This window comes from Sphingopyxis sp. LARHCG72 (assembly GCF_052871675.1).
Genome location: NZ_JBIXJU010000001.1, coordinates 880,755 through 899,964, shown reverse-complemented (window position 1 = coordinate 899,964; position 19,210 = coordinate 880,755). Strand labels below are relative to the sequence as shown.

The 19,210-nt window shown below is 65.4% G+C and carries 22 protein-coding genes; 9 read left to right on the top strand and 13 right to left on the bottom strand.

The genetic code is table 11. The annotated features are described in order from the left end of the window. Positions 1–3: 3 nt before the first annotated feature. Positions 4–573, top strand: coding sequence for a nucleotide exchange factor GrpE (gene grpE / locus ACIPPQ_RS04410; protein WP_446542969.1), 570 nt, complete (start codon positions 4–6; stop codon positions 571–573). Positions 574–647: 74 nt separating this feature from the next. Here the strand turns inward: grpE and def are convergent, their stop codons facing one another. Both def and recR read right to left on the bottom strand, forming a co-directional pair. Beyond that, positions 648–1,181: a peptide deformylase gene (def, locus tag ACIPPQ_RS04405; RefSeq protein ID WP_327455365.1), complete on the bottom strand. Its 534-nt coding sequence runs from the start codon at positions 1,179–1,181 to the stop codon at positions 648–650. A 31-nt stretch (positions 1,182–1,212) separates the two neighbouring features. After that, positions 1,213–1,809 (bottom strand): recombination mediator RecR, encoded by a 597-nt coding sequence (gene recR, locus ACIPPQ_RS04400; RefSeq protein ID WP_446542968.1) that lies wholly within the window; start codon positions 1,807–1,809, stop codon positions 1,213–1,215. A gap of 35 nt (positions 1,810–1,844) precedes the next feature. Here recR and fmt point away from each other — a divergent pair, with 35 nt between their 5' ends. Together fmt and truA are read left to right on the top strand one after the other, a co-directional pair. Further along, positions 1,845–2,765 (top strand): methionyl-tRNA formyltransferase, encoded by a 921-nt coding sequence (gene fmt / locus ACIPPQ_RS04395; protein ID WP_446542967.1) that lies wholly within the window; start codon positions 1,845–1,847, stop codon positions 2,763–2,765. Next, complete coding sequence (gene truA, locus ACIPPQ_RS04390) at positions 2,762–3,502, top strand: tRNA pseudouridine(38-40) synthase TruA (RefSeq protein WP_446542966.1); 741 nt, start codon at positions 2,762–2,764, stop codon at positions 3,500–3,502. The genes fmt and truA overlap by 4 nt, the downstream gene beginning before the upstream one ends. A gap of 54 nt (positions 3,503–3,556) precedes the next feature. On the opposite strand, the gene ACIPPQ_RS04385 is transcribed toward truA, so the two are convergent. After that, a complete protein-coding gene (locus ACIPPQ_RS04385) occupies positions 3,557–4,084 on the bottom strand; it encodes a CarD family transcriptional regulator (protein ID WP_037511307.1) in 528 nt (175 codons plus the stop codon). A gap of 314 nt (positions 4,085–4,398) precedes the next feature. On the opposite strand from ACIPPQ_RS04385, the gene ACIPPQ_RS04380 reads away from it, so the two are divergent. Further along, positions 4,399–5,217, top strand: a complete 819-nt coding sequence (locus ACIPPQ_RS04380) for an SDR family NAD(P)-dependent oxidoreductase (protein ID WP_446542965.1) — start codon at positions 4,399–4,401, stop codon at positions 5,215–5,217. 101 nt (positions 5,218–5,318) lie between these two features. Here ACIPPQ_RS04380 and ACIPPQ_RS04375 read toward each other — a convergent pair whose 3' ends face one another. From ACIPPQ_RS04375 to hisG, 5 genes are all read right to left on the bottom strand, one after another. Continuing rightward, positions 5,319–7,433 carry a sodium-translocating pyrophosphatase gene (locus ACIPPQ_RS04375; RefSeq protein WP_446542964.1) on the bottom strand — a complete coding sequence of 705 codons (2,115 nt, stop codon included), beginning with the start codon at positions 7,431–7,433 and terminating at the stop codon, positions 5,319–5,321. Between the two features lie 184 nt (positions 7,434–7,617). Further along, a complete protein-coding gene (gene thiL, locus ACIPPQ_RS04370) occupies positions 7,618–8,547 on the bottom strand; it encodes a thiamine-phosphate kinase (RefSeq protein WP_446542963.1) in 930 nt (309 codons plus the stop codon). 98 nt (positions 8,548–8,645) lie between these two features. Continuing rightward, positions 8,646–9,092: a transcription antitermination factor NusB gene (gene nusB, locus ACIPPQ_RS04365; RefSeq protein ID WP_446542962.1), complete on the bottom strand. Its 447-nt coding sequence runs from the start codon at positions 9,090–9,092 to the stop codon at positions 8,646–8,648. Between the two features lie 7 nt (positions 9,093–9,099). Next, complete coding sequence (hisD, locus tag ACIPPQ_RS04360) at positions 9,100–10,392, bottom strand: histidinol dehydrogenase (protein WP_446542961.1); 1,293 nt, start codon at positions 10,390–10,392, stop codon at positions 9,100–9,102. Continuing rightward, a complete protein-coding gene (gene hisG / locus ACIPPQ_RS04355) occupies positions 10,379–11,035 on the bottom strand; it encodes an ATP phosphoribosyltransferase (RefSeq protein ID WP_446542960.1) in 657 nt (218 codons plus the stop codon). Before hisG ends, hisD begins: the two co-directional genes overlap by 14 nt. A gap of 39 nt (positions 11,036–11,074) precedes the next feature. On the opposite strand from hisG, the gene ACIPPQ_RS04350 reads away from it, so the two are divergent. Continuing rightward, the gene (locus ACIPPQ_RS04350) at positions 11,075–12,163 is read left to right on the top strand and encodes a DUF2332 domain-containing protein (protein WP_446542959.1); all 1,089 of its coding nucleotides are present in this window, start codon (positions 11,075–11,077) and stop codon (positions 12,161–12,163) included. A 29-nt stretch (positions 12,164–12,192) separates the two neighbouring features. Next, entirely contained in the window at positions 12,193–13,263 is a 1,071-nt protein-coding gene (locus ACIPPQ_RS04345) for an alpha/beta hydrolase family protein (protein WP_446542958.1), read from the top strand. A 25-nt stretch (positions 13,264–13,288) separates the two neighbouring features. On the opposite strand, the gene ACIPPQ_RS04340 is transcribed toward ACIPPQ_RS04345, so the two are convergent. Together ACIPPQ_RS04340 and ACIPPQ_RS04335 are read right to left on the bottom strand one after the other, a co-directional pair. Next, complete coding sequence (locus ACIPPQ_RS04340) at positions 13,289–13,819, bottom strand: DUF1465 family protein (RefSeq protein WP_446542957.1); 531 nt, start codon at positions 13,817–13,819, stop codon at positions 13,289–13,291. 40 nt (positions 13,820–13,859) lie between these two features. After that, positions 13,860–14,057 carry a YdcH family protein gene (locus tag ACIPPQ_RS04335; RefSeq protein WP_327455334.1) on the bottom strand — a complete coding sequence of 66 codons (198 nt, stop codon included), beginning with the start codon at positions 14,055–14,057 and terminating at the stop codon, positions 13,860–13,862. A 123-nt stretch (positions 14,058–14,180) separates the two neighbouring features. Here ACIPPQ_RS04335 and ACIPPQ_RS04330 point away from each other — a divergent pair, with 123 nt between their 5' ends. Continuing rightward, a complete protein-coding gene (locus ACIPPQ_RS04330) occupies positions 14,181–14,339 on the top strand; it encodes a DUF465 domain-containing protein (protein ID WP_083435846.1) in 159 nt (52 codons plus the stop codon). A gap of 46 nt (positions 14,340–14,385) precedes the next feature. On the opposite strand, the gene ACIPPQ_RS04325 is transcribed toward ACIPPQ_RS04330, so the two are convergent. From ACIPPQ_RS04325 to ACIPPQ_RS04315, 3 genes are all read right to left on the bottom strand, one after another. Further along, entirely contained in the window at positions 14,386–14,772 is a 387-nt protein-coding gene (locus ACIPPQ_RS04325; protein ID WP_446542956.1) for a PilZ domain-containing protein, read from the bottom strand. An 88-nt stretch (positions 14,773–14,860) separates the two neighbouring features. After that, entirely contained in the window at positions 14,861–15,322 is a 462-nt protein-coding gene (gene dksA / locus ACIPPQ_RS04320) for an RNA polymerase-binding protein DksA (protein WP_039572520.1), read from the bottom strand. Positions 15,323–16,037: 715 nt separating this feature from the next. Further along, on the bottom strand, positions 16,038–16,898 hold the full coding sequence (locus ACIPPQ_RS04315) for a hypothetical protein (protein ID WP_446542955.1): 861 nt from the start codon (positions 16,896–16,898) through the stop codon (positions 16,038–16,040). Positions 16,899–17,065: 167 nt separating this feature from the next. Here ACIPPQ_RS04315 and serS point away from each other — a divergent pair, with 167 nt between their 5' ends. Beyond that, complete coding sequence (serS, locus tag ACIPPQ_RS04310; RefSeq protein WP_446542954.1) at positions 17,066–18,346, top strand: serine--tRNA ligase; 1,281 nt, start codon at positions 17,066–17,068, stop codon at positions 18,344–18,346. Positions 18,347–18,443: 97 nt separating this feature from the next. Further along, positions 18,444–19,208, top strand: a complete 765-nt coding sequence (gene surE / locus ACIPPQ_RS04305) for a 5'/3'-nucleotidase SurE (RefSeq protein WP_446542953.1) — start codon at positions 18,444–18,446, stop codon at positions 19,206–19,208. The last annotated feature ends 2 nt before the right edge of the window (positions 19,209–19,210 follow it).

Sequence of the window (19,210 nt, the reverse complement as noted above, 5' to 3'; positions counted from 1 at the left end):
TTTATGACGAACATTGAAAACGACACGCCGGTCAACGACGGCCAAGCTCCCGAGACTGATGGCCCCGAAGCTGAAACCGCCGAAGCGACGAATCCCGCGCAGGGCGAGAATGAAGAGCTGGCGCAGCTCGCCGAACAGGTCGCCGCGCTTCAGCAGGACCTGCTCTACGCGCGTGCCGAGACGCAGAATGTCACGCGCCGCAAGGACAAGGAAATCGCCGACGCGCACGCCTATGCCGCGACCAAGTTCGCGCGCGACATATTGTCGGTTGCCGACAATCTCGGCCGCGCGCTCGCCGCATTGAGCGACGAACAGCGCGCCGACGAAGGCATCAAGCCGCTGATCACCGGCCTCGAGGCGACCGAGCGCGAATTACTCAGCGTGTTCGAACGCAACGGCATCACGCGCATCGCGGCGATCGGCCTGCCGCTCGACCCGAACCAGCATCAGGCGATGCTCGAAATCCCGAGCGACAAGACGCCGGGCACGATCGTGCAGGAAATGCAGGCGGGTTATATGCTCAAGGACCGGCTGCTGCGCCCCGCGATGGTGGGTGTGGCGAAGGCGGGGTAACCGCCGAAGCGATATCGCAGACAAAAAGAAACCCCGGTGAAAGCCGGGGTTTCTTTTTGTCGCTTGTCCGGCGGTCAGGCCGCCTTGCGGAGCTTTGCGAGCTTCTTCAGCACCATCTCGCGCTTCAGCCGCGACAGATGGTCGATGAAGAGGATGCCTTCGAGATGGTCGTGCTCGTGCTGGATGCACGTCGCCATCAGCCCGGTCATGCGTTCCTGATGATGCTTGCCGTCCTCGTCCTGCCAGTCGACGGTCACCTCGGCGGGGCGCGTGACATCGGCATATTGTTCAGGGACCGACAGGCAGCCCTCCTGATAGACGCTATGCTCCTCGCTCTCGTCCGAAAAGACGGGATTGATGAAGACGCGCGGCTCGCGGATCACCTTCTTGCCCTCTTCGTCGTCGGGATCGGGTTCCTGCAGGTCGATGACGAGGATGCGCTTCGGCACCCCGACCTGGATCGCCGCCAGCCCGATGCCGGGGGCGTCGTACATCGTCTCGAACATGTCGGCGACCAGCGTCTTGAGCTCGGCGTCGAACTTTTCGACGGGCTTCGAAATGACACGCAGCCGGGGATCCGGGGTCTCTATGATAGGGAGTAAGGCCATGGCGTGCAGGTATGAACTCGAATGCCCGACGTCAACCCACCGGACGCCGCGCCCTGAGCGCCTGCGCGAGCGTCCCCTCGTCGAGATAATCGAGTTCGCCGCCCACCGGCAGACCGTGCGCGAGCTGGGTCAGCCGCACCGGATAACCTTCCAGCCGCTCGGCGAGATAATGCGCGGTCGTCTGCCCCTCAAGCGTCGCGTTCATCGCCAGCACGACCTCGTCAATACCGCCCGCGGCGACGCGCGCCACCAATGCATCGATGCTGAGATCCTGCGGGCGCACGCCTTCGAGCGCCGATAACCGCCCGCCGAGGACGTGATATTTGCCCGGAAAGAGCCGAGACTTGTCGAGCGCCCACAGGTCGGAGACTTCCTCGACGACGCAGAGGCTGCGCGCATCGCGGCGCGGGTCGGCGCAGATCGCACACGGGTCCTGCGTGTCGACATTGCCGCAAATGGTGCAGGTTACGAGCCGTTCGGACACCATCTGGAGCGCCGCGAGCAGCGGGGCGAACGCGCTCTCGCGCTTCTTCATCAGGTGCAGCACGGCGCGCCGCGCCGAGCGCGGGCCGAGGCCCGGCAGGCGGGCGAGTTGCTGGACGAGCGCTTCAATCTCTTGCGATGCCATGACGGATGGTCTTAAGCGGCGCGCGAGAAATGACAATGCGCATCGCCTTTATGGGAACGCCGCCCTTTGCGGTGCCGACGCTCGCCGCGCTCCACGCGGCGGGGCACGAAATCGTGGCCGTCTATACGCAGCCACCGCGCCCGGCGCAGCGCGGCAAGAAATTGCAGAAGAGCCCGGTGCAGGTGTGGGCCGAAGAACATGGCCTGCCCGTTCGCACGCCGAAGAGGCTGAAGAATGAGGAGGCGCAGGCCGAATTCGCCGCGCTCGACCTCGATATCGCGGTGGTCGCGGCCTATGGCCTGATCCTGCCGCAGGCGGTGCTCGACGCCCCGCGCGAAGGCTGCCTCAACGTCCATGGCTCGATCCTGCCGCGCTGGCGCGGCGCAGCGCCGGTGCAGCGCGCGATCCTTTCCGGCGATGCCGAAACGGGCGTGACGATCATGCAAATGGATATCGGCCTCGACACCGGTGCGATGCGGCTGATCGAAGCGACGCCGACAGGGCGGAAGAGCGCCGGCGTGCTAACCCACGAACTCGCCGAAATGGGCGCGCTGATGATGCGGCGCGTGCTGAGCGACCTCCACGCCTTTCCCCCGACGCCGCAGCCCGATGAAGGCGTCACCTATGCCGCGAAGATCGACAAGAGCGAGGCCCGGCTCGATTTCCTGACCAGCGCGGTGCAGGTCGAACGGCAAATCCGCGCCTTCAACCCGGTACCGGGCGCCTTCTTCGAACTCGAAGGCGAGCGTTACAAGATCCTCGCCGCCGACGTCGTCCATCCGTCGGACACGGTCGCGGGCGCAGCACCGGGCATGGCCCTCGACGAGTGCCTGACCATCGCCTGCAACCCTGGTGCGATCCGCGCAACGCGCGTCCAGCGGGCCGGGAAGCCGCCGATGGACGCTGCCGAGCTGCTGCGCGGGCGCGCGATCCCGGCGGGCACGCGGCTCGCATGACCCGCTTCGCGCTCACCATCGAATATGACGGCCGTCCGTTCATGGGCTGGCAGCGGCAGGCGCATGGCCCGAGCGTGCAGCAGGCGATCGAGGAAGCGATCCACCGCTTCACCGCCGAAGAGGTGCAAGTGTTCAGCGCGGGACGCACCGACGCCGGGGTGCATGCCATCGCGATGCGCGCGCATGTCGATATCGAAAAGCCGCTGACCCCGTTCAAGCTGACCGAGGCGCTCAATGCGCAGCTACGTCCCTCCCCGGTAGCGGTAGTGGCGTGCGAGATCGTCCCCGACGACTGGCACGCGCGCTTTGCCTGCATCGGCCGGTCGTACGAATATCGCATCGTCAATCGCCGTGCGCCGTTGACGTGGGACAAGGGACTGTCCTGGCAGGTAGCCCGCCCGCTCGATGCCGATGCGATGCACGCCGCGGCGCAGCAGTTGATCGGCCTCCACGATTTCACGACCTTCCGCTCGGCGCATTGCCAGTCGCAAAGCCCGGTCAAGACGCTCGATAAATTGTCGGTCAGTCGCCACGGTGAGGAGCTGATCGTCGAGGCCGCAGCGCGCAGCTTCCTGCACCATCAGGTTCGCTCGATGGTCGGCTGTCTCGCGCTGGTCGGCTATGGCAAATGGTCGGCGCGCGATCTGAAAGCGGCGCTCGATGCCGCGGATCGGAACGCCTTGGGGCTGAATGCGCCGCCCGACGGGCTCTATTTCGTGAGCGCGACCTATCCCTGAATCGAAAAGGGCAGCCCTACCAGACCGCCCTTTCCTTCATCGCAGTGGACGCGATTACACCTTTTCGGCGTAGTACAGCGGCGCATGCTCGTTGAGGATCTGGAGGATCTTAGCCTGCGCGGTCTTTTCGTCGCTTTCTTCCATCGCGCCGAGTTCGCGCGCGAGGCGGCTCGACGCCGCTTCGAAGATCTGGCGCTCCGAATAGCTCTGTTCGGGCTGGTCGTCGGCGCGGAACAGGTCGCGCGTCACTTCGGCGATCGACACGAGGTCGCCCGAATTGATCTTCGCTTCATATTCCTGCGCGCGGCGCGACCACATGGTGCGCTTCACCTTGGGCTTGGTGGTCAGGACCTGAAGCGCTTCCTTCAGCGTCTTGTCCGACGACAGCTTGCGCATGCCCACGCCTTCAGCCTTGTTCGTCGGCACGCGAAGCGTCATTTTTTCCTTTTCGAAGCGCAGCACATAAAGTTCGAGCTGCATCCCGGCGATCTCCGACCGCTGCAACTCGATGACGCGCCCCACGCCATGTTTGGGATAAACGACATAATCACCGACTTCGAACAAGAGCGTGTTCACGGACATGCAAATTCCTTTTCTTGTGCCTTGACCCCGATCTGAAAGTGCGACAACACCGGCGCATCCCGCCCTCTCGTGGAGGGGGATTTGCATTCGGGCGGCGCTAGCCAGTCAGAGTGACAAGGGATATGGCTCCATCGGAACGCCGGAAAGCGCCCCAGCCCAGTGACGGGAAGAGGCAGAGTGTCGGCGCGTTGATATTTATTATAACAGATTCGCAACAAAATTGCCACCCCTGCGCGGAAATCCGCGGCTAGGCGCCTTGACGCGTTTCAAACGACGTTTCACGCTGGGACAAAAGCACAGATGGGGATGACGATATGAAGGATCAAGTCTGGTGGATTACTGGGGCTTCGTCGGGAATCGGCGCGGCATTGGCGCGGGCGCTGGGCGCACGCGGGGCAAAGCTGATCCTCTCGGGCCGCAACGTCGCGGCGCTCGAAGCCGTCGCCGCCGATTGCGCCACCGAGACCTTGATCCTGCCGTTCGAGGCGACCGATTATGATGCCCTCCCCGCGATTGCCGATCGGGCATGGGGATGGAACGGCCGTATCGACGGGCTCGTCAACAACGCCGGCATCTCGCAGCGCAGCCTCGCGATCGAAACCGGTTTCGCAGTCTATCAGCAGATTATCGCGGTCGACCTGCTCGCCCCGATCGCGCTGACGCAAGCCTTGCTACCCCGCATGGTCGGCGCGGGCGGCGGCCAGATCATCGCCATATCGAGCGTTGCGGGCATTGCCGGGGTACCGCTACGCAGCGCCTATTCGGCGGCGAAGCACGGCATCATCGGCTATCATGACGCGGTGCGCGCCGAAAACGAGCATCTCGGGCTGAAAGTGCTCGTCGTCGCGCCCGGATCGGTGCGCACCAATGTCAGCCGCAATGCGCTCAACGCCGACGGCAGCGTGCGCGGTGAAAGCGATGCCGCGATCGACAATGGGCTGTCGCCCGACGACGCAGCAGCGCAGATGCTTGCGGCGGTCGATACGGGGACGCGCGAACTGGTGGTTGCCGAGGGCGCCGAAGCGATGATCGCAAGGCTACGCCGCAGTGACCCCGACGCCTTGTTCGACCGGATGAACGCGATGATCCAGGCGGGCTACGCACAGCAGATGAAGACGGGTCAGGAAAACTAAGCTTAGTCGCCTTTGTCTCTCACGACGAGAGAACAGAAGAAGAAAAAGCCCCGCCGGATCGCTCCGGCGGGGCCTTTCTTTGCCCGCAAGGGCGACAAAGCTTACGCCGCGCCGTGCGCCAGCGCCGCGAGGAGCAGGATCGCCACGATATTGGTGATCTTGATCATCGGGTTGACCGCTGGACCCGCGGTATCCTTGTACGGATCGCCAACGGTGTCGCCGGTCACCGCGGCCTTGTGGGCCTCGCTGCCCTTGCCACCATGGTTGCCGTCCTCGATGTACTTCTTGGCGTTATCCCACGCACCGCCGCCCGAGGTCATCGAGATGGCGACGAACAGCCCGCCGACGATCACGCCGAGCAGGAGCGCGCCGAGCGCCTCCAATGCGGCCGCCGGGCCCGCGACCGCACGGATCACGAAGAAGACGACGATCGGCGCGAGCACAGGGAGTAGCGACGGAATGATCATTTCCTTGATCGCCGCCTTGGTGACGAGGTCGACCGTGCGCGCATAGTCGGGCTTCGATTCATAGGTCATGATGCCCGGGTTGTTCTTGAACTGGTCGCGAACATCCTTGACGACCTCGCCCGCCGCGCGGCCCACCGCGGTCATGCCCATCGCACCGAAGAGGTACGGCAAGAGCGCGCCGAGCAGCAGCCCGACGATGACGTAGGGCGACGACAGCGAGAAGGTCAGCGGCGCGTCGATACCGAGCTTCGCGGAATATTCGGCGATGTCGGCAGTATAGGTACCGAACAGCACCAGCGCCGCGAGACCCGCCGAACCGATGGCATAGCCTTTGGTCACGGCCTTGGTCGTATTGCCTACCGCGTCGAGCAGGTCGGTCTTTTCCCGAACCGAATCGTCGAGGCCCGCCATTTCGGCGATACCGCCGGCGTTGTCGGTGACGGGACCATAAGCGTCGAGCGCGACGACCATGCCCGCGAGCGCGAGCATCGCGGTAGCGCCGAAGGCGATGCCGATGATACCCGCAGTCTGGTAAGCGACGATGATACCGACGCAGATGACGAGCGTCGGCAGCGCGGTCGATTCAAGGCTGATGGCGAGACCCTGGATCACGTTGGTGCCATGGCCCGTTTCCGACGCCTTGGCGATGCTGCGCACCGGGCGATAATTCGTACCGGTGTAATATTCGGTGATCCAGATGATCAGCCCGGTGATGACGAGGCCGAGCAGCGAGCAGAAGAACAGGTCTTCGCCGTTGAATTCGGTGCCGGTGATGTTCGTGCTCATGTCGCCGAGCGCATATTGGGTCGAGAACCAGATCGCCGGGATCGACAGGACCGCGGTGACGAGGAAACCCTTGTACATCGCGCCCATGACATTCTTCGACGAACCGAGACGCACGAAATAGGTGCCGATGATCGAGGTGATGATGCAGACGCCGCCCATCAACAGCGGCAGCGTCATCAGCGGCAGGAGCTGGTCGCCCGCACCCTTGAGCAGCAGTGCGATCAAGACCATCGTCGCACCGACGGTGACGACATAGGTCTCGAACAGGTCGGCGGCCATGCCGGCACAGTCGCCAACATTATCACCGACGTTATCGGCGATAACCGCGGGGTTGCGCGGATCGTCCTCGGGGATTCCGGCCTCGACCTTGCCGACAAGATCGGCGCCGACGTCGGCGGCCTTGGTGAAGATACCGCCGCCAAGGCGCGCGAAGATCGAGATCAGCGAGGCACCGAAGGCGAGCGCGACAAGCGCATCGACGACGGTACGATCCTCACCGCCGACGGTGAATCCGCCGGGGCCGACCAGGTACCAGAAGAAGACCGAGATCGCGAGCAAAGCGAGGCCGGCCACCAGCATGCCGGTGATCGCGCCGGCGCGAAACGCCATGGTCAGGCCCGCCTGCAATCCGGTCTGCGCCGCGGCCGCGGTGCGAACGTTGGCTTTCACCGAAATGTTCATACCGACGAAGCCGGCGACGCCCGACAGGACGGCACCGATGACGAAGCCCGTCGCCGAGATCGGGCCGAGGAACAGGCCGACAAGGATGGCGACGACGACGCCCACGATGGCGATGGTGCGATATTGGCGGCCGAGATAGGCCTTGGCGCCTTCCTGGATGGCGGCGGCAATTTCCTGCATCTTTTCGTTACCCGCCGATGCGCTGAGCACCTGCCGCGAGGTAATAAATCCATAGAGTACGGCCACCAGGCCGCACGCTATCGCGATCAAAACCGGATTCATGCGTGTTGCTTCCTTCCCCATGAGAAGGGCGACGCAGAAGATAGCAGTCGAGCACGTCCGACTTATTGATGCCGGTTCGCTCTCTCCCCTGATGCGACCGCCCCAAATTTGGACGCCGAGTTATGGGAAGAAAGAAAGCCAAGGGCAACCCCGGTAATTCTGGCGGGTTTTCGCGGCTTTGGCCTTAATGCATGAAACCGAGGCGGTCGGGCAACGCGATGCGCTGGGCGCGGTGGGTCAGCATGATTCCCTCGCCGACCCCGGCATGGCCGAGCGGGGTGACGGCGACATTCAGCCCCGTCGCGATCTCGCGGATCGCCCCGGCTTCGCCCGGATCCGCGGCAAACAGAAGCTGGTAATCGTCGCCCGCCGTCGCCGCGGCGAGCCGCGTGTCGACCACGTCGGGGCGCACCGCGAGCAGGGCCGCCGACAGCGGGATCGCCTCCAGCATGATGCCCAGCTCGCACCCGCTCGCCTCGGCCATGCGCTGCGCGTCGATCAACAGGCCGTCGGACACGTCCATCATCGCGTGAACGTGCGGTGCAACGGCCTGGCCAAAGGTCAGCTGCGGCTGCGGCCGCTTGTAGGCGGAAAGACAGGTCTCGTTCGGATCGACCTGCCCCAGCCGCATCGCGAGGCCGAGGCCGGCATTGCCGATCGTGCCCGTGACCCATAGCTGGTCGCCCGGCCGCGCGCCGCTGCGCGTCGGCGCGCCGCCCGGCGGCGCGCGGCCGATCGCGGTCAGCCCGAAGCTGCGTGGCGCCCCCGCAGGCGCACGCACCGTATCGCCGCCAAGCAGGATGACGCCGAACCTGCGCAGCACAAGGTCGAGCCCCTCGGCAAAGGCGGCGTCCCATTGTTCGTCGCCGAGGCTGTAGCCGACAAGTACGCCGACGGGCGCCGCGCCTTTCGCCGCGAGGTCGGACAGATTCACCGCGACGAGCTTCCACGCGACATCCTGCGGCGTGTCATCGGGAAGGAAATGAATGCCCTCCACGATCATGTCGTGGGTGAGGACCAGCCCCTCCCACTCCGCCGCGTCGTCGGCAAGCCCGCGCGCGGCAGGGTCGGTCGCAATGCTGCGCAGACGCGCGATGAAATCGGCTTCGCTCATACGCAAATCGTAGCGAATACCGCTACGGTATAAAAGATACCGAACCATGCGCCCCTATGAAGGTGGGGGGCCAGAGCGCATTTGCGCAACGGTTGGACTTACTTCCGTACATCCTTGCCGATCGCGTCGAGCAGGCCATTCGCGAACCCGGCCTCACGCGCATCGAAAAACGCCTTGGCGACATCGACATATTCGCTGACCACCGCACCGACGGGCACGTCGCTGCGCGCCATCAGCTCGTACGAACCCGCGCGCAGGATCGCCTTCATCGTGCGGTCGAGCCGGTCCATCGACCAGCCGCTCGCGAGCCGCGCGACGATCGCCGCATCGATTTCGTCCGCCCGCGCGAGCGTGCCCTTGACGATGTCGTCGAAGAAGGCGGTGTCGGCGTCGGCATATTCCGCATCCTCGATCGTCGCGCCGATGCGATGCTGGTGGAATTCGTGGATCAGCTTGGCGACGGGCGTCGCCTCCATCTCGTGCTGATAGAGCGCCTGGACGGCGGCGAGACGGGCGGCGGAGCGGGACTGGGAGCGTTTGTTCATGGCTTTTCTACTTTAGGCGGTTCTGGACGCTGAGCGCGTGCGCGGGAAGCCCCTCGGCACCGGCAAGCGCGACCGCCGCCGGACCGATGGCGGCAAGGCTCGTGTCATCGAGCGCGAGGAAGCTCGTGCGCTTCATGAAGTCGGTGACCGACAGCCCGCTCGAAAAGCGCGCGCGGCGCCCGGTCGGGAGGACATGGTTGGGGCCGGCGACATAATCGCCAATCGCTTCGGGGGTCTGGCGGCCGAGGAAGACCGAGCCCGCGTGGCGCACCTTGGCGAACAGCGCATCTGCTTCCGCGGGATCGACGGCGAGTTCGAGATGTTCGGGCGCAAGCCGGTCGCACAAGGGGATCGCGTCGGCCAGCGCCGGTACGACGATCACCGCGCCATTGTCGGCCCAGCTCGCCTGCATCGTCGGTGCGGTGCTCAGCGTCGGGATGACATGCGCGACCGCGGCGGCGACCGCATCGGCGAAATCGCCGTCGTCGGTGAAGAGGATCGACTGGCTGGTCGGGTCGTGCTCGGCCTGACTCAGGAGATCGGCGGCGATGACATGCGGTTCGTTCTGCGCATCGGCGACGACGACGATCTCGCTCGGACCCGCAACCATGTCGATTCCGACGACACCGTAAAGCTGGCGCTTCGCCTCGGCGACCCACGCATTTCCGGGGCCGGTGACGACGTCGACCGGCGCGATGCGGCTCGTGCCATAGGCGAGCGCAGCGACCGCCTGCGCGCCGCCGACGCGCCAGATTTCATCGACCCCGCCGATATGCGCGGCAGCCATCACCACTGGGTTGGTTTCGCCGCCCGGCGTGGGGGTCATCATCACGATGCGTTCGACCCCCGCGACCTTCGCGGGAATGATGTTCATGAGCACCGAAGAGGGATAGGCCGCCCTCCCGCCCGGGACATAGACCCCCGCCGCATCGACCCCGCGCCAGCGCGCGCCGAGCCGGGCGCCCGTTGCGTCGCGATAGTCGCGGTCCTCGGGAAGCTGTGCGGCATGATAGGCGCGGATTCGGTCCGCGGCGAGGTTGAGGGCGTCGCGCAGCTCGGGCGCCAGCGCCGCATAAGCCGCAGCGCATGCGTCCTTCGAGATGCTCCAGCCGCTGGCGTCGAGGTCGAAACGGTCAAATTTCGTGGTATAGTCGGCTAGCGCGGCGTCGCCCTCGGCCTTCACCCGTGCGATGATCGCCGCGACGTCGACCGATACGTCAGACGCGCTCTCGCGCCGATCATTGACCAGCGCGTCGAACTCGGCCGCAAAGCCGGGCGCGGAGGCGTCAAGCCGCCGCATCGCCCACCGCCTGCCGGAATTTCTCGACGAGCGCCGGCACCTCGGCCGAGCGCAGCTTGAACGCAGCGCGATTGACGATCAGCCGCGCCGACACTTCGCTGATAATGGTCTGTTCGGCGAGCGCATTCTCGACGAGCGTCCGCCCGGTCGAGACAAGGTCGACGATGTGCGAGGCGAGTCCGAGCTTCGGCGCAATCTCCATCGCGCCATTGAGCTTGATGCACTCGGCCTGGATGCCCTGCGCCTCGAACCAGCGGCGCGTCGTCCCGGGATATTTGGTCGCGACGCGAATGTGGCTTTCACCAAGTCCCGGCGGCGCGCTGCCCTCCGGCCCGGCGAGCGACAGGCGGCAATGGCCGATGCCGAGGTCGACGGGGGCGTAGAGTTCGCTGTAGTCGAACTCGTCGACGACGTCCGACCCGACGATGCCGAGCTGCGCTGCGCCATGCGCCACGAAGGTCGCGACGTCGAACGCGCGCACGCGGATCAGCGAGATATGCGGCTGGTTGGTCCCGAACACCAGCGCGCGGCTCTTCTTGTCGAAGAAATCCGCCGCGGGCTCGATACCGACGGCCGCGAGCAGCGGCAACGCCTCGTCGAGGATGCGCCCTTTCGGGATGGCAAAGATGATCGGTTCGGGCATAAGCTTGCGCGCCCATAAGCGGCGAGAGGAAAAAGGGCAATGAGCGAGCGTTACAAGCCGATCGACATGGCCGAAACCGGCCCCGGGGCCGTGCGTACCGCTTTCGCCAATCAGGTTGCCTATTGCCGCGCCAACGATGCGCGCGTCACCGCCCGCGTGGTCGCCGCGCTGGCGACCTTGCTCGACGATCCGGCAAGCGAATTCGCGCGGCGCATCGCCGGCTGGGAGGGCGCCCCGCTCGCCGACGCGCTGCCGCTGCGCGCTGCCGGCGGTCTCCATGCGCTGCACCTGTCGGGAATCGCCGACGAACTCGCGCCGATCTATGCCGACGCCGAGGATATCAACGACGCCGCGATCATCGCGGGCGCCGTCCACCGGCACGAGGCGGCGCTGCTCCCCTGGCTCGACGGCCCGCCGCAGACCAACGAGGCGGGTCGGTCGTCGAACTTCATCGCGGCGATGCTCTGGCTCGCGGATCAGGGATTACCGCCGCTGTTCGACTGCCTCGAAATCGGGTCGAGCGCCGGGATCAACCTGATGATCGACCGCTATCATTATGACCTCGGCGGCGTGCAGGTCGGCCCGCGGCCCGGCGCGATGGCCTTTGCGCCCGATTGGCGCGGCAACCATCCGCCGATCCACGATATTGCCTTTGACGGATTGAAAGGATGCGACGTCGCGCCCGTCGACCTGACCGACCCGGCGCAGGCGCTGCGGCTAAAGGCCTATATCTGGCCCGAGCATCATATCCGCTTTGCACGCATGGAAGCGGCGATCGCCGCCGCGACCGAAGAACCGCCGCAGCTGATCCGTGCCAATGCTGCCGATTTCGTCGAAGCCGAACTCGCGCGGCCGCAGACGGAGGGCGCGACGCGCGTGCTGATGCATTCGATCGTCTGGCAATATGTTCCCGCCGACCAGCAGGCCCGCGTCACCGCAGCGATCGAAGCCGCGGGCGCACGCGCGACCGCCGGGCGGCCGCTGGCATGGATCGCGCTCGAAGCCAATCGCACGGTGCATCATCACGAACTGGTCGTGCGATACTGGCCGGACGGCGGCGCGCCGCGGATGCTTGGCCGCTCCCACGCCCATGGCGCGTGGGTCGAATGGCTGGGTTCCCGACAATGACGTCTTTTCCCCGCCCCGGAGATCGATCGATGCGCCCCGCCATCGCCCTGTACGCACTCACCGCGCTGCTCTGTTCACCCCAGCGGGCTTCGGCGGCGCCGACCGCGTCCGAGGTGCCGTGGAGCGCTCCGGCAACGACCGTCGTTGCGACCGAGGACCACCGGTTCACCAGCGGTGACGCCGAGCTTTCGGGAACGCTTTACCTGCCGCGCAGCAGCAAGCCGGTCGCTGCGATCGTGGTCACGCACAGCGCATCCTCGCCGCTCGGCAATGCGTCGCTCTACGATCATCTGAAAACGGCGTTGCCCGCGCTCGGGATTGCCGTCTTCACCTATGACCGGCGCGGGTCGGGACGGTCGGGGACGAAAGACGCAGGAGGAAATTTCACGACCCTCGCCGACGACGCGATCGCCGCAGTCAAAAGCCTGAAAGCGGATCCCCGCATCGATCCCAGGCGCATCGGCACATGGGGATTGAGCCAGGGCGGATGGATTTCGCCGCTCGCCGCGTCGCGCAGCCCCGACATCGCGTTCGTGATTTCGGTATCCGCGCCCGTCGTCACCGCCGACGTCCAGATGATCTTCTCGTCGACCAATCATCTGCGGGCCAATGGCTATTCCCAGGCCGATATCGACCAGATGGTCGCAACCCGGAAAGCGGTCGACGATTACATGCGCGGCACCGCGAGCAAGGACGCCGCCCAGCGCATGATCGACGGCGCCAAGACCAGGCCCTGGTTCAAATATCTCTATATGGGCGAGACGGTGCGCGACCGCGAGGTTTCGGGATGGCGCAAGGAGATCGAGAATGATCCGCTGACCAATCTGACCGCCGTCACCATACCGATGCTCGTCCTGTACGGCACCAACGACGCGGTCGTGCCGGTCACCAGATCGGTCGAGCGACTGAAGGCCGTGGCCACGCGTATGCCCCAGTTGAAAGTCCATGTCGTTGCGGGCGCCGATCACGCGATGCAGGTGTCGGTCGACGAAAAGATTGCGCTCGACCCGAAATATGACGGGACCGAGCAGGCCGACTCACCCGAATATCTGGCCGTCATGGCAAGCTGGCTTGCCGCCCGGGGCCTGGTGACGAACTGACCGATCCCGCAGGCGGGGCGACGGGTTACAGCCGCGCCTCCAGCCGCGCGAGCAGCTGCTGCACGGGGGTGACGGGCGGCGCTTCCCACCCCGCCTCGATCGTCGCGATGCGTTCGAACAGCCGTTCGCTGGCGGCGACCATGCGACGGACAGGATCTTCGAAACCGGCGCACACATCCCAGTCGGCCGCGACCGGCCCACCGATGCGCGCCGCGCTGTCGTTCGGTCCCGCGCCGGGATCGCCCGCGAACATCGCCCGGCGGTGAAGCAACCACGCGATGATGTGCATCAGCCGCGTCGTGGTCTTCAGCGATTCGCACGCGAGGCCGATCTGCGACAGCGCGTCGCCGCCGAGCGTACCCAGATCGCGCTGCGCGGCAAAGGCGGCGTGCGCCTCGTCGGCGAGCAGCATCGCTTCGACATAAAGATTTTCGACCTGTGCCCGCTGCACGGGGATGTCGATTGCCGCCATATTCGTTCGCCCGCCGACCATGACGGCGGGGATGCCATGCCCCCGGCCAGCTCGGCAATGGCGGTAACCATGAAATCTGGTCATCCGGCCGTCCCGTTTTGATTCAGGCGACCGGAACCGATCCCTACGCGATGATGTCGGGGAGTAGCTGGTCCTCGCACCAGGCGATCTCGTCGCGCAGGCGCAACTTGCGTTTCTTGAGCCGTGCGAGCTGCAACTGGTCGGGAACCGCCGCGGTGCCGAGCGCGATGATCGCCGCGTCGAGATCGCGATGCTCGACGCGAAGCAGTTCCAGGCGCTGGGTAATTTCCTCCGGGTTCACACGGCCTCCCTGCCACGTTCACCACTGGTCCGCAACGGGGACCGCTTGGCCGAATCGCCACGACATTGCGGCCGTTTCATGTTTTACTTCGCCCTGCCCATCGAGTCGAAAAGGAGAATGCCAATGAGCACGTCGCACCTTTCCACCCTGAAGTCCCGCCACGCGGACCTCGATGTGAAAATTGCGAATGAAGAGCGTCGCCCCGCCCCCGATACCGGTGTGCTTGCCCAGCTCAAAAAGCAGAAACTGAAACTCAAGGAAGAGATGCTCGCGATCGCCTGATCGCCAGCGCTATCGCCCCGCTGATGCTACCCTGTGAAAGGACGCATCAGCGCCGGCGATAGAAGGGGCCTTTTTCGAGGCCCGTACGCCGCAGATGCGGCGGCAAATCGGAAGGCGAAACCACCTGACGGCGAACGGCCTGCGGATCGACCGGCCGGTCGAACGCGATCCCGAACTTGCCCTCACCCGCCCAGATAACACGGCCCGCAACCGGGCCTACATTGCGAAGGTCGACCTGAACCGCTTCGCCCTGCGCAACATTCACGCTCGCTTCGGCAAGCATCCCGCCGGGCGACAGGTTGCGCACGCGCACGGTGACCGGATTGGCCCCGGGCAGGATCAGGCTGGCCTGCAGGAACAGGCTGTCGCGATCGGCACCGCGTGACAGTGCCGCGACTTCCTCGTCCACCGATGCCGGTCGTTGCGAATCCATTTGCGCCCCATTCCTCAACTTATCGAGGCGGCGAATCTAGGACCCGGTCGTTGCGGAATCGTAAATGGGGCGCCGCGACGCCACACGATCAATCTTCGCGCGAAATCCGTTCGTTGCGCTCGTGGCGCTCTTGCGCCTCCAGCGTCATCGTCGCGATCGGGCGCGCCTGCAGGCGCGCGAGCGAAATCGGCTCGCCGGTCACCGCGCAATAGCCATATTCGCCTTCGTCGATGCGGCGGATCGCCGAATCGATCTTGGCGATCAGCTTGCGCTGGCGGTCGCGGGTGCGCAGTTCGATGGCCCAGTCGGTTTCGCTCGATGCGCGGTCGGCGAGGTCGGGTTCGCGCAGCGGTCCGTCCTGAAGGTGCGCCAGCGTCGATTCGGATTCGGAGAGGATCGACTTTTTCCAGGCGAGGAGCAGGCCGCGGAAATAATCCTGCTGCCGCTCGTTCATGAACTCTTCGTCGTCGCTGGGGACATAATCCGAATCGAGATTGGATTTGGCTTCGCGAAGCGCGTCAGCGCCAACGTCGGCAATCTTGGTCGGCATGAGGGGCTCTCGCGTCCTTTCCTGTCACCCCGCGGGCCGCCGAGCGGTGCGGGGAGTGGCGCGCCTATAACCAGCCGCTGGCGACGATACAAGCGCCGAAGCAGCGGATAGCGACGACCCGTGAAGCAGGGATGAACCAGCAGGGCTGCAAGCGCGATTCTGCGACCCGACCGCGATCGGGCGATGCCCTCCGTGCGGCGGCAATTTAGGTCCGAAGGTTAACCAATCGCATAGAATTGTTGCAGAATCCGTTCTGTTTTGGGACAGATACAGTGATTTTTGTTGATTCCGCGTCGCGTTTCCCGCTCTCGGACAGGCAAACGCGGTTAACGCAATTGCCGCGTTCACAAAGCTTTGGCCTTTTCGGTTATAGCGAAGGTGAATTGGGTGTCGGTCGGTGGCGCTTTGCACCTGCAACGGGAAAGAAAGAGAAACCTATGTCTGTCCGAATGGCCCTTGCCAAGCTTTGCGCCTGCACCTGCGGCGGCGCAATCATCGGTAGCGGCGCGATGCAGATTGCGGATGTTCCGAAGGCGCGCGCCCAGACGGTCCAATCGTGCACGCCCTGCGTCGGCAAGAAGGTTGTGCGCAAGCGCCATGCCGCGCGCAAGCCGGTCAAGCGCGTGCGCCGCGTCGTCACGACGAAGCGCGTCATTCGCACCGCGACGCCGCAGACCCAGGTTGTCACGCAGACGATCCCCCTGCCCCCGATCCCCTATGCGCCTTTCCCGCAGACGGGGTTCGAAGGCGGCGGCGGTGGCGGCGGCGTCACCGTGATCGGGGGCGGTTTTGGTGGTGGCTTCGGCGGCGGCTTCTTCGGCGGCTTCTTTGGCGGCAGCTCGGGCGGCGGCAGCAGCGGGAGCATCGTCGTCACCTCGACGACCACCGGCGGCGTGAGCACGTCGAGCAGCACCTCATCGGGCGTTTCGACTTCGACCGGTAGCGTTTCGACATCAACGGGCGGCGTTTCGACCTCCACCGGCGGCGTCTCGACCTCGACCGGAAGCGTCTCCACTTCCACCGGCGGCGTTTCGACTTCGACGGGCAGCGTCTCGACAACGACCTCGACCGGCGGCGTCTCGACCTCGACCGGCAGTGTCAGCACCTCATCGTCGAGCAGCAGTTCGTCCTCGAGTTCTTCGTCCTCTTCATCTTCGTCGTCGTCGAGTTCCTCGTCGTCGGGCGGCAGTTCGTCGAAGGGCAGCTCGGGTTGGGGCAGCTCCTCGCACGGCAGCTCGTCGCACGGCAGTTCGGGCGGGTCGAGCAGCAGCTCGTCCTCGAGCTCGTCGTCTTCGTCGTCGAGCAGCAGCACATCGAGCGGCGCTACGGGCGGCAGCAGCAGCTTCGGGTCGACCGGCAGCACCAGTTCCTCGTCCTCGTCGAGCAGCTCGTCGTCGAGTTCGTCCTCGTCGTCGAGCTCGGGCGGCAGCACCAGCAGTTCCTCGGGCGACCCGACCCCTGTTCCTGCACCGCCGATGATGCTATTGTTCGGCGCAGCAGCAGCCGCGCTCGTCGCGCGCCGCCGCGCGGCGAACCGCAACGACGACGATGCCGACGCGGCTTGAAAGAGATCCACTGGCGGTTTGGGGGGCTAACCCGGACCACCGAACTAAGGGCTGCCCTTCGGGGTAGCCCTTTTTTATGCGGGAAGGACACGCCGGACGCATCAGCTGGACTGCGTCACAACAGCCGAAGTGGCACGACGGACTTGCGCGGGGCGGGCGGCAACGCCATAGCGCCGCCATGCACGATATCCGCCTGATCCGGGACAATCCCGAAGCGTTCGACGCCGGCCTCGCGCGCCGCGGCCTCGAACCCCTGTCCGCCCGCATCGTGGCGGCCGATGCGTCGCTGCGCGCGCTGCAGACCGAGATCCAGGGGTCGCTCGCGCGCCGCAACGAGGCGTCGAAGCTGATCGGCCAGGCGATGGCGCAGGGCGACAAGGACAAGGCCGAAGCGCTGAAAGCCGAGGTCGCCGACCTCAAGACCGCGCTTCCCGCCAAGGAAGACGCCGAGCGCGAACAGCTTGCCGCGCTGCAGGACCTGCTTTCCGCGCTGCCGAATATCCCCGCTGCGGACGTTCCGGATGGCGAGGATGAAGAAAGCAATGTCGAGATTGCACGTTGGGGCACGCCGCGCAGCTTCGACTTCGCGCCGCAGGAACATGCCGACTTCGCACCCGCGCTCGGCCTCGATTTCGAGACCGCGGCCAAGATGTCGGGCGCGCGCTTCGCCTTCCTGAAGGGCCAGATGGCGCGGCTCGAACGTGCGCTCGGCCAGTATATGATCGACAGGCAGACGATCGACGCGGGCTATACCGAATGCGCGACCCCGTTGATGGTCCGCGACGAGGCGGCTTACGGGACGACGCAGCTCCCGAAATTCCGCGAGGATTTGTTCCAGACCACCGACGGGCGCTGGCTGATCTCGACCTCCGAGATGAGCCTGACCAACGCCGTGCGCGAGGAAATCCTGCCCGAAGCCGAACTGCCGATCCGCATGACCGCGCTCACTCCCTGCTTCCGCTCCGAAGCCGGGTCGGCGGGGCGCGACACGCGCGGCTATATCCGCCAGCACCAGTTCTGGAAGGTCGAGCTCGTCTCGATCGTCCGCCCCGAGGACAGCGACGCCGAACTCGAACGCAAGACGCGCGCCGCCGAGGCGATCCTCGAAGCGCTCGAACTTCCGTACCGCAAGATGCTGTTGTGCAGCGGCGACATGGGCTTTGCCGCGCGCAAGACCTATGACCTCGAAGTCTGGTTGCCGGGTCAGAACGCCTATCGCGAGATTTCGAGCTGCTCGAACTGCGGCGACTTCCAGGCGCGGCGCATGAACACCCGCTTTCGCCGTGAAGACGTGAAGGGCAACGAGTTCGTCCATACGCTCAACGGATCGGGCCTTGCGGTCGGCCGCACGCTCGTTGCGATCCTCGAAAATTATCAGCAGGCCGACGGCAGCGTCGATATCCCGGCGGCGCTGTTGCCCTATATGGGCGGGATTACCAAACTCACCCCGGCCACCTAAACCGTCGTCACCCCGGACTTGATCCGGGGTCCATAAAGCAGCCGCCGAATGGATGCCGGATCAAGTCCGGCATGACGAAGAGAGAAAGATCAAAACAGTGCGCATCCTCCTCACCAACGACGACGGCTATCACGCCCCCGGCATGGCGGTGCTCGAAGCGATCGCGCGCCAGCTTTCGGACGATATCTGGGTCTGTGCGCCCGCCGAGGAACAGTCGGGTGCGGGCCACTCGCTCACCCTGTCGCGTCCGGTGCGTATCCGCCAACACGACGAACGGCGCTGGTCGTGCAGCGGCACCCCGACCGATTCGGTGATGATGGCGATCGGCAAGCTGATGCCCGAAAAGCCCGACCTGATCCTCTCCGGCGTCAACCGCGGCGCCAACCTCGGCGACGACATCACCTATTCGGGCACCGTCTCGGCGGCGATCGAGGGCGCGCTGGCCGGCATCCCCGCGATCGCGCTGAGCCAAGTTTATGCCAAGGAAGGCATGGGCGACAGCGTGCCGTTCGAGGCCGCCGAAATCTGGGGCGCAAAGGTGCTGTGCCCGCTGCTCGACATGGAGATGGCGCCGCGCACGCTGATCAACATCAACTTCCCCGCGATCCCCGCCGCCGAAGTCCGCGGCATTCGCGTTACCCGCCAGGGCTTCCACGATTATGGCCGCGGCTCGATCGTCGAAGGCACCGACCCGCGCGGCTATCGCTATTACTGGTTCGGCCTCCACGGCATCGAACACAGCCTTGGTCACGACAGCGACCTTGAGGCGATCGACGACAATTATATCTCGGTCACCCCGCTCCAGCTCGACCTGACCCACGACGCCTCGCTCGCCGCGCTGCGCGGCGCTTATGGCGGCTAGCG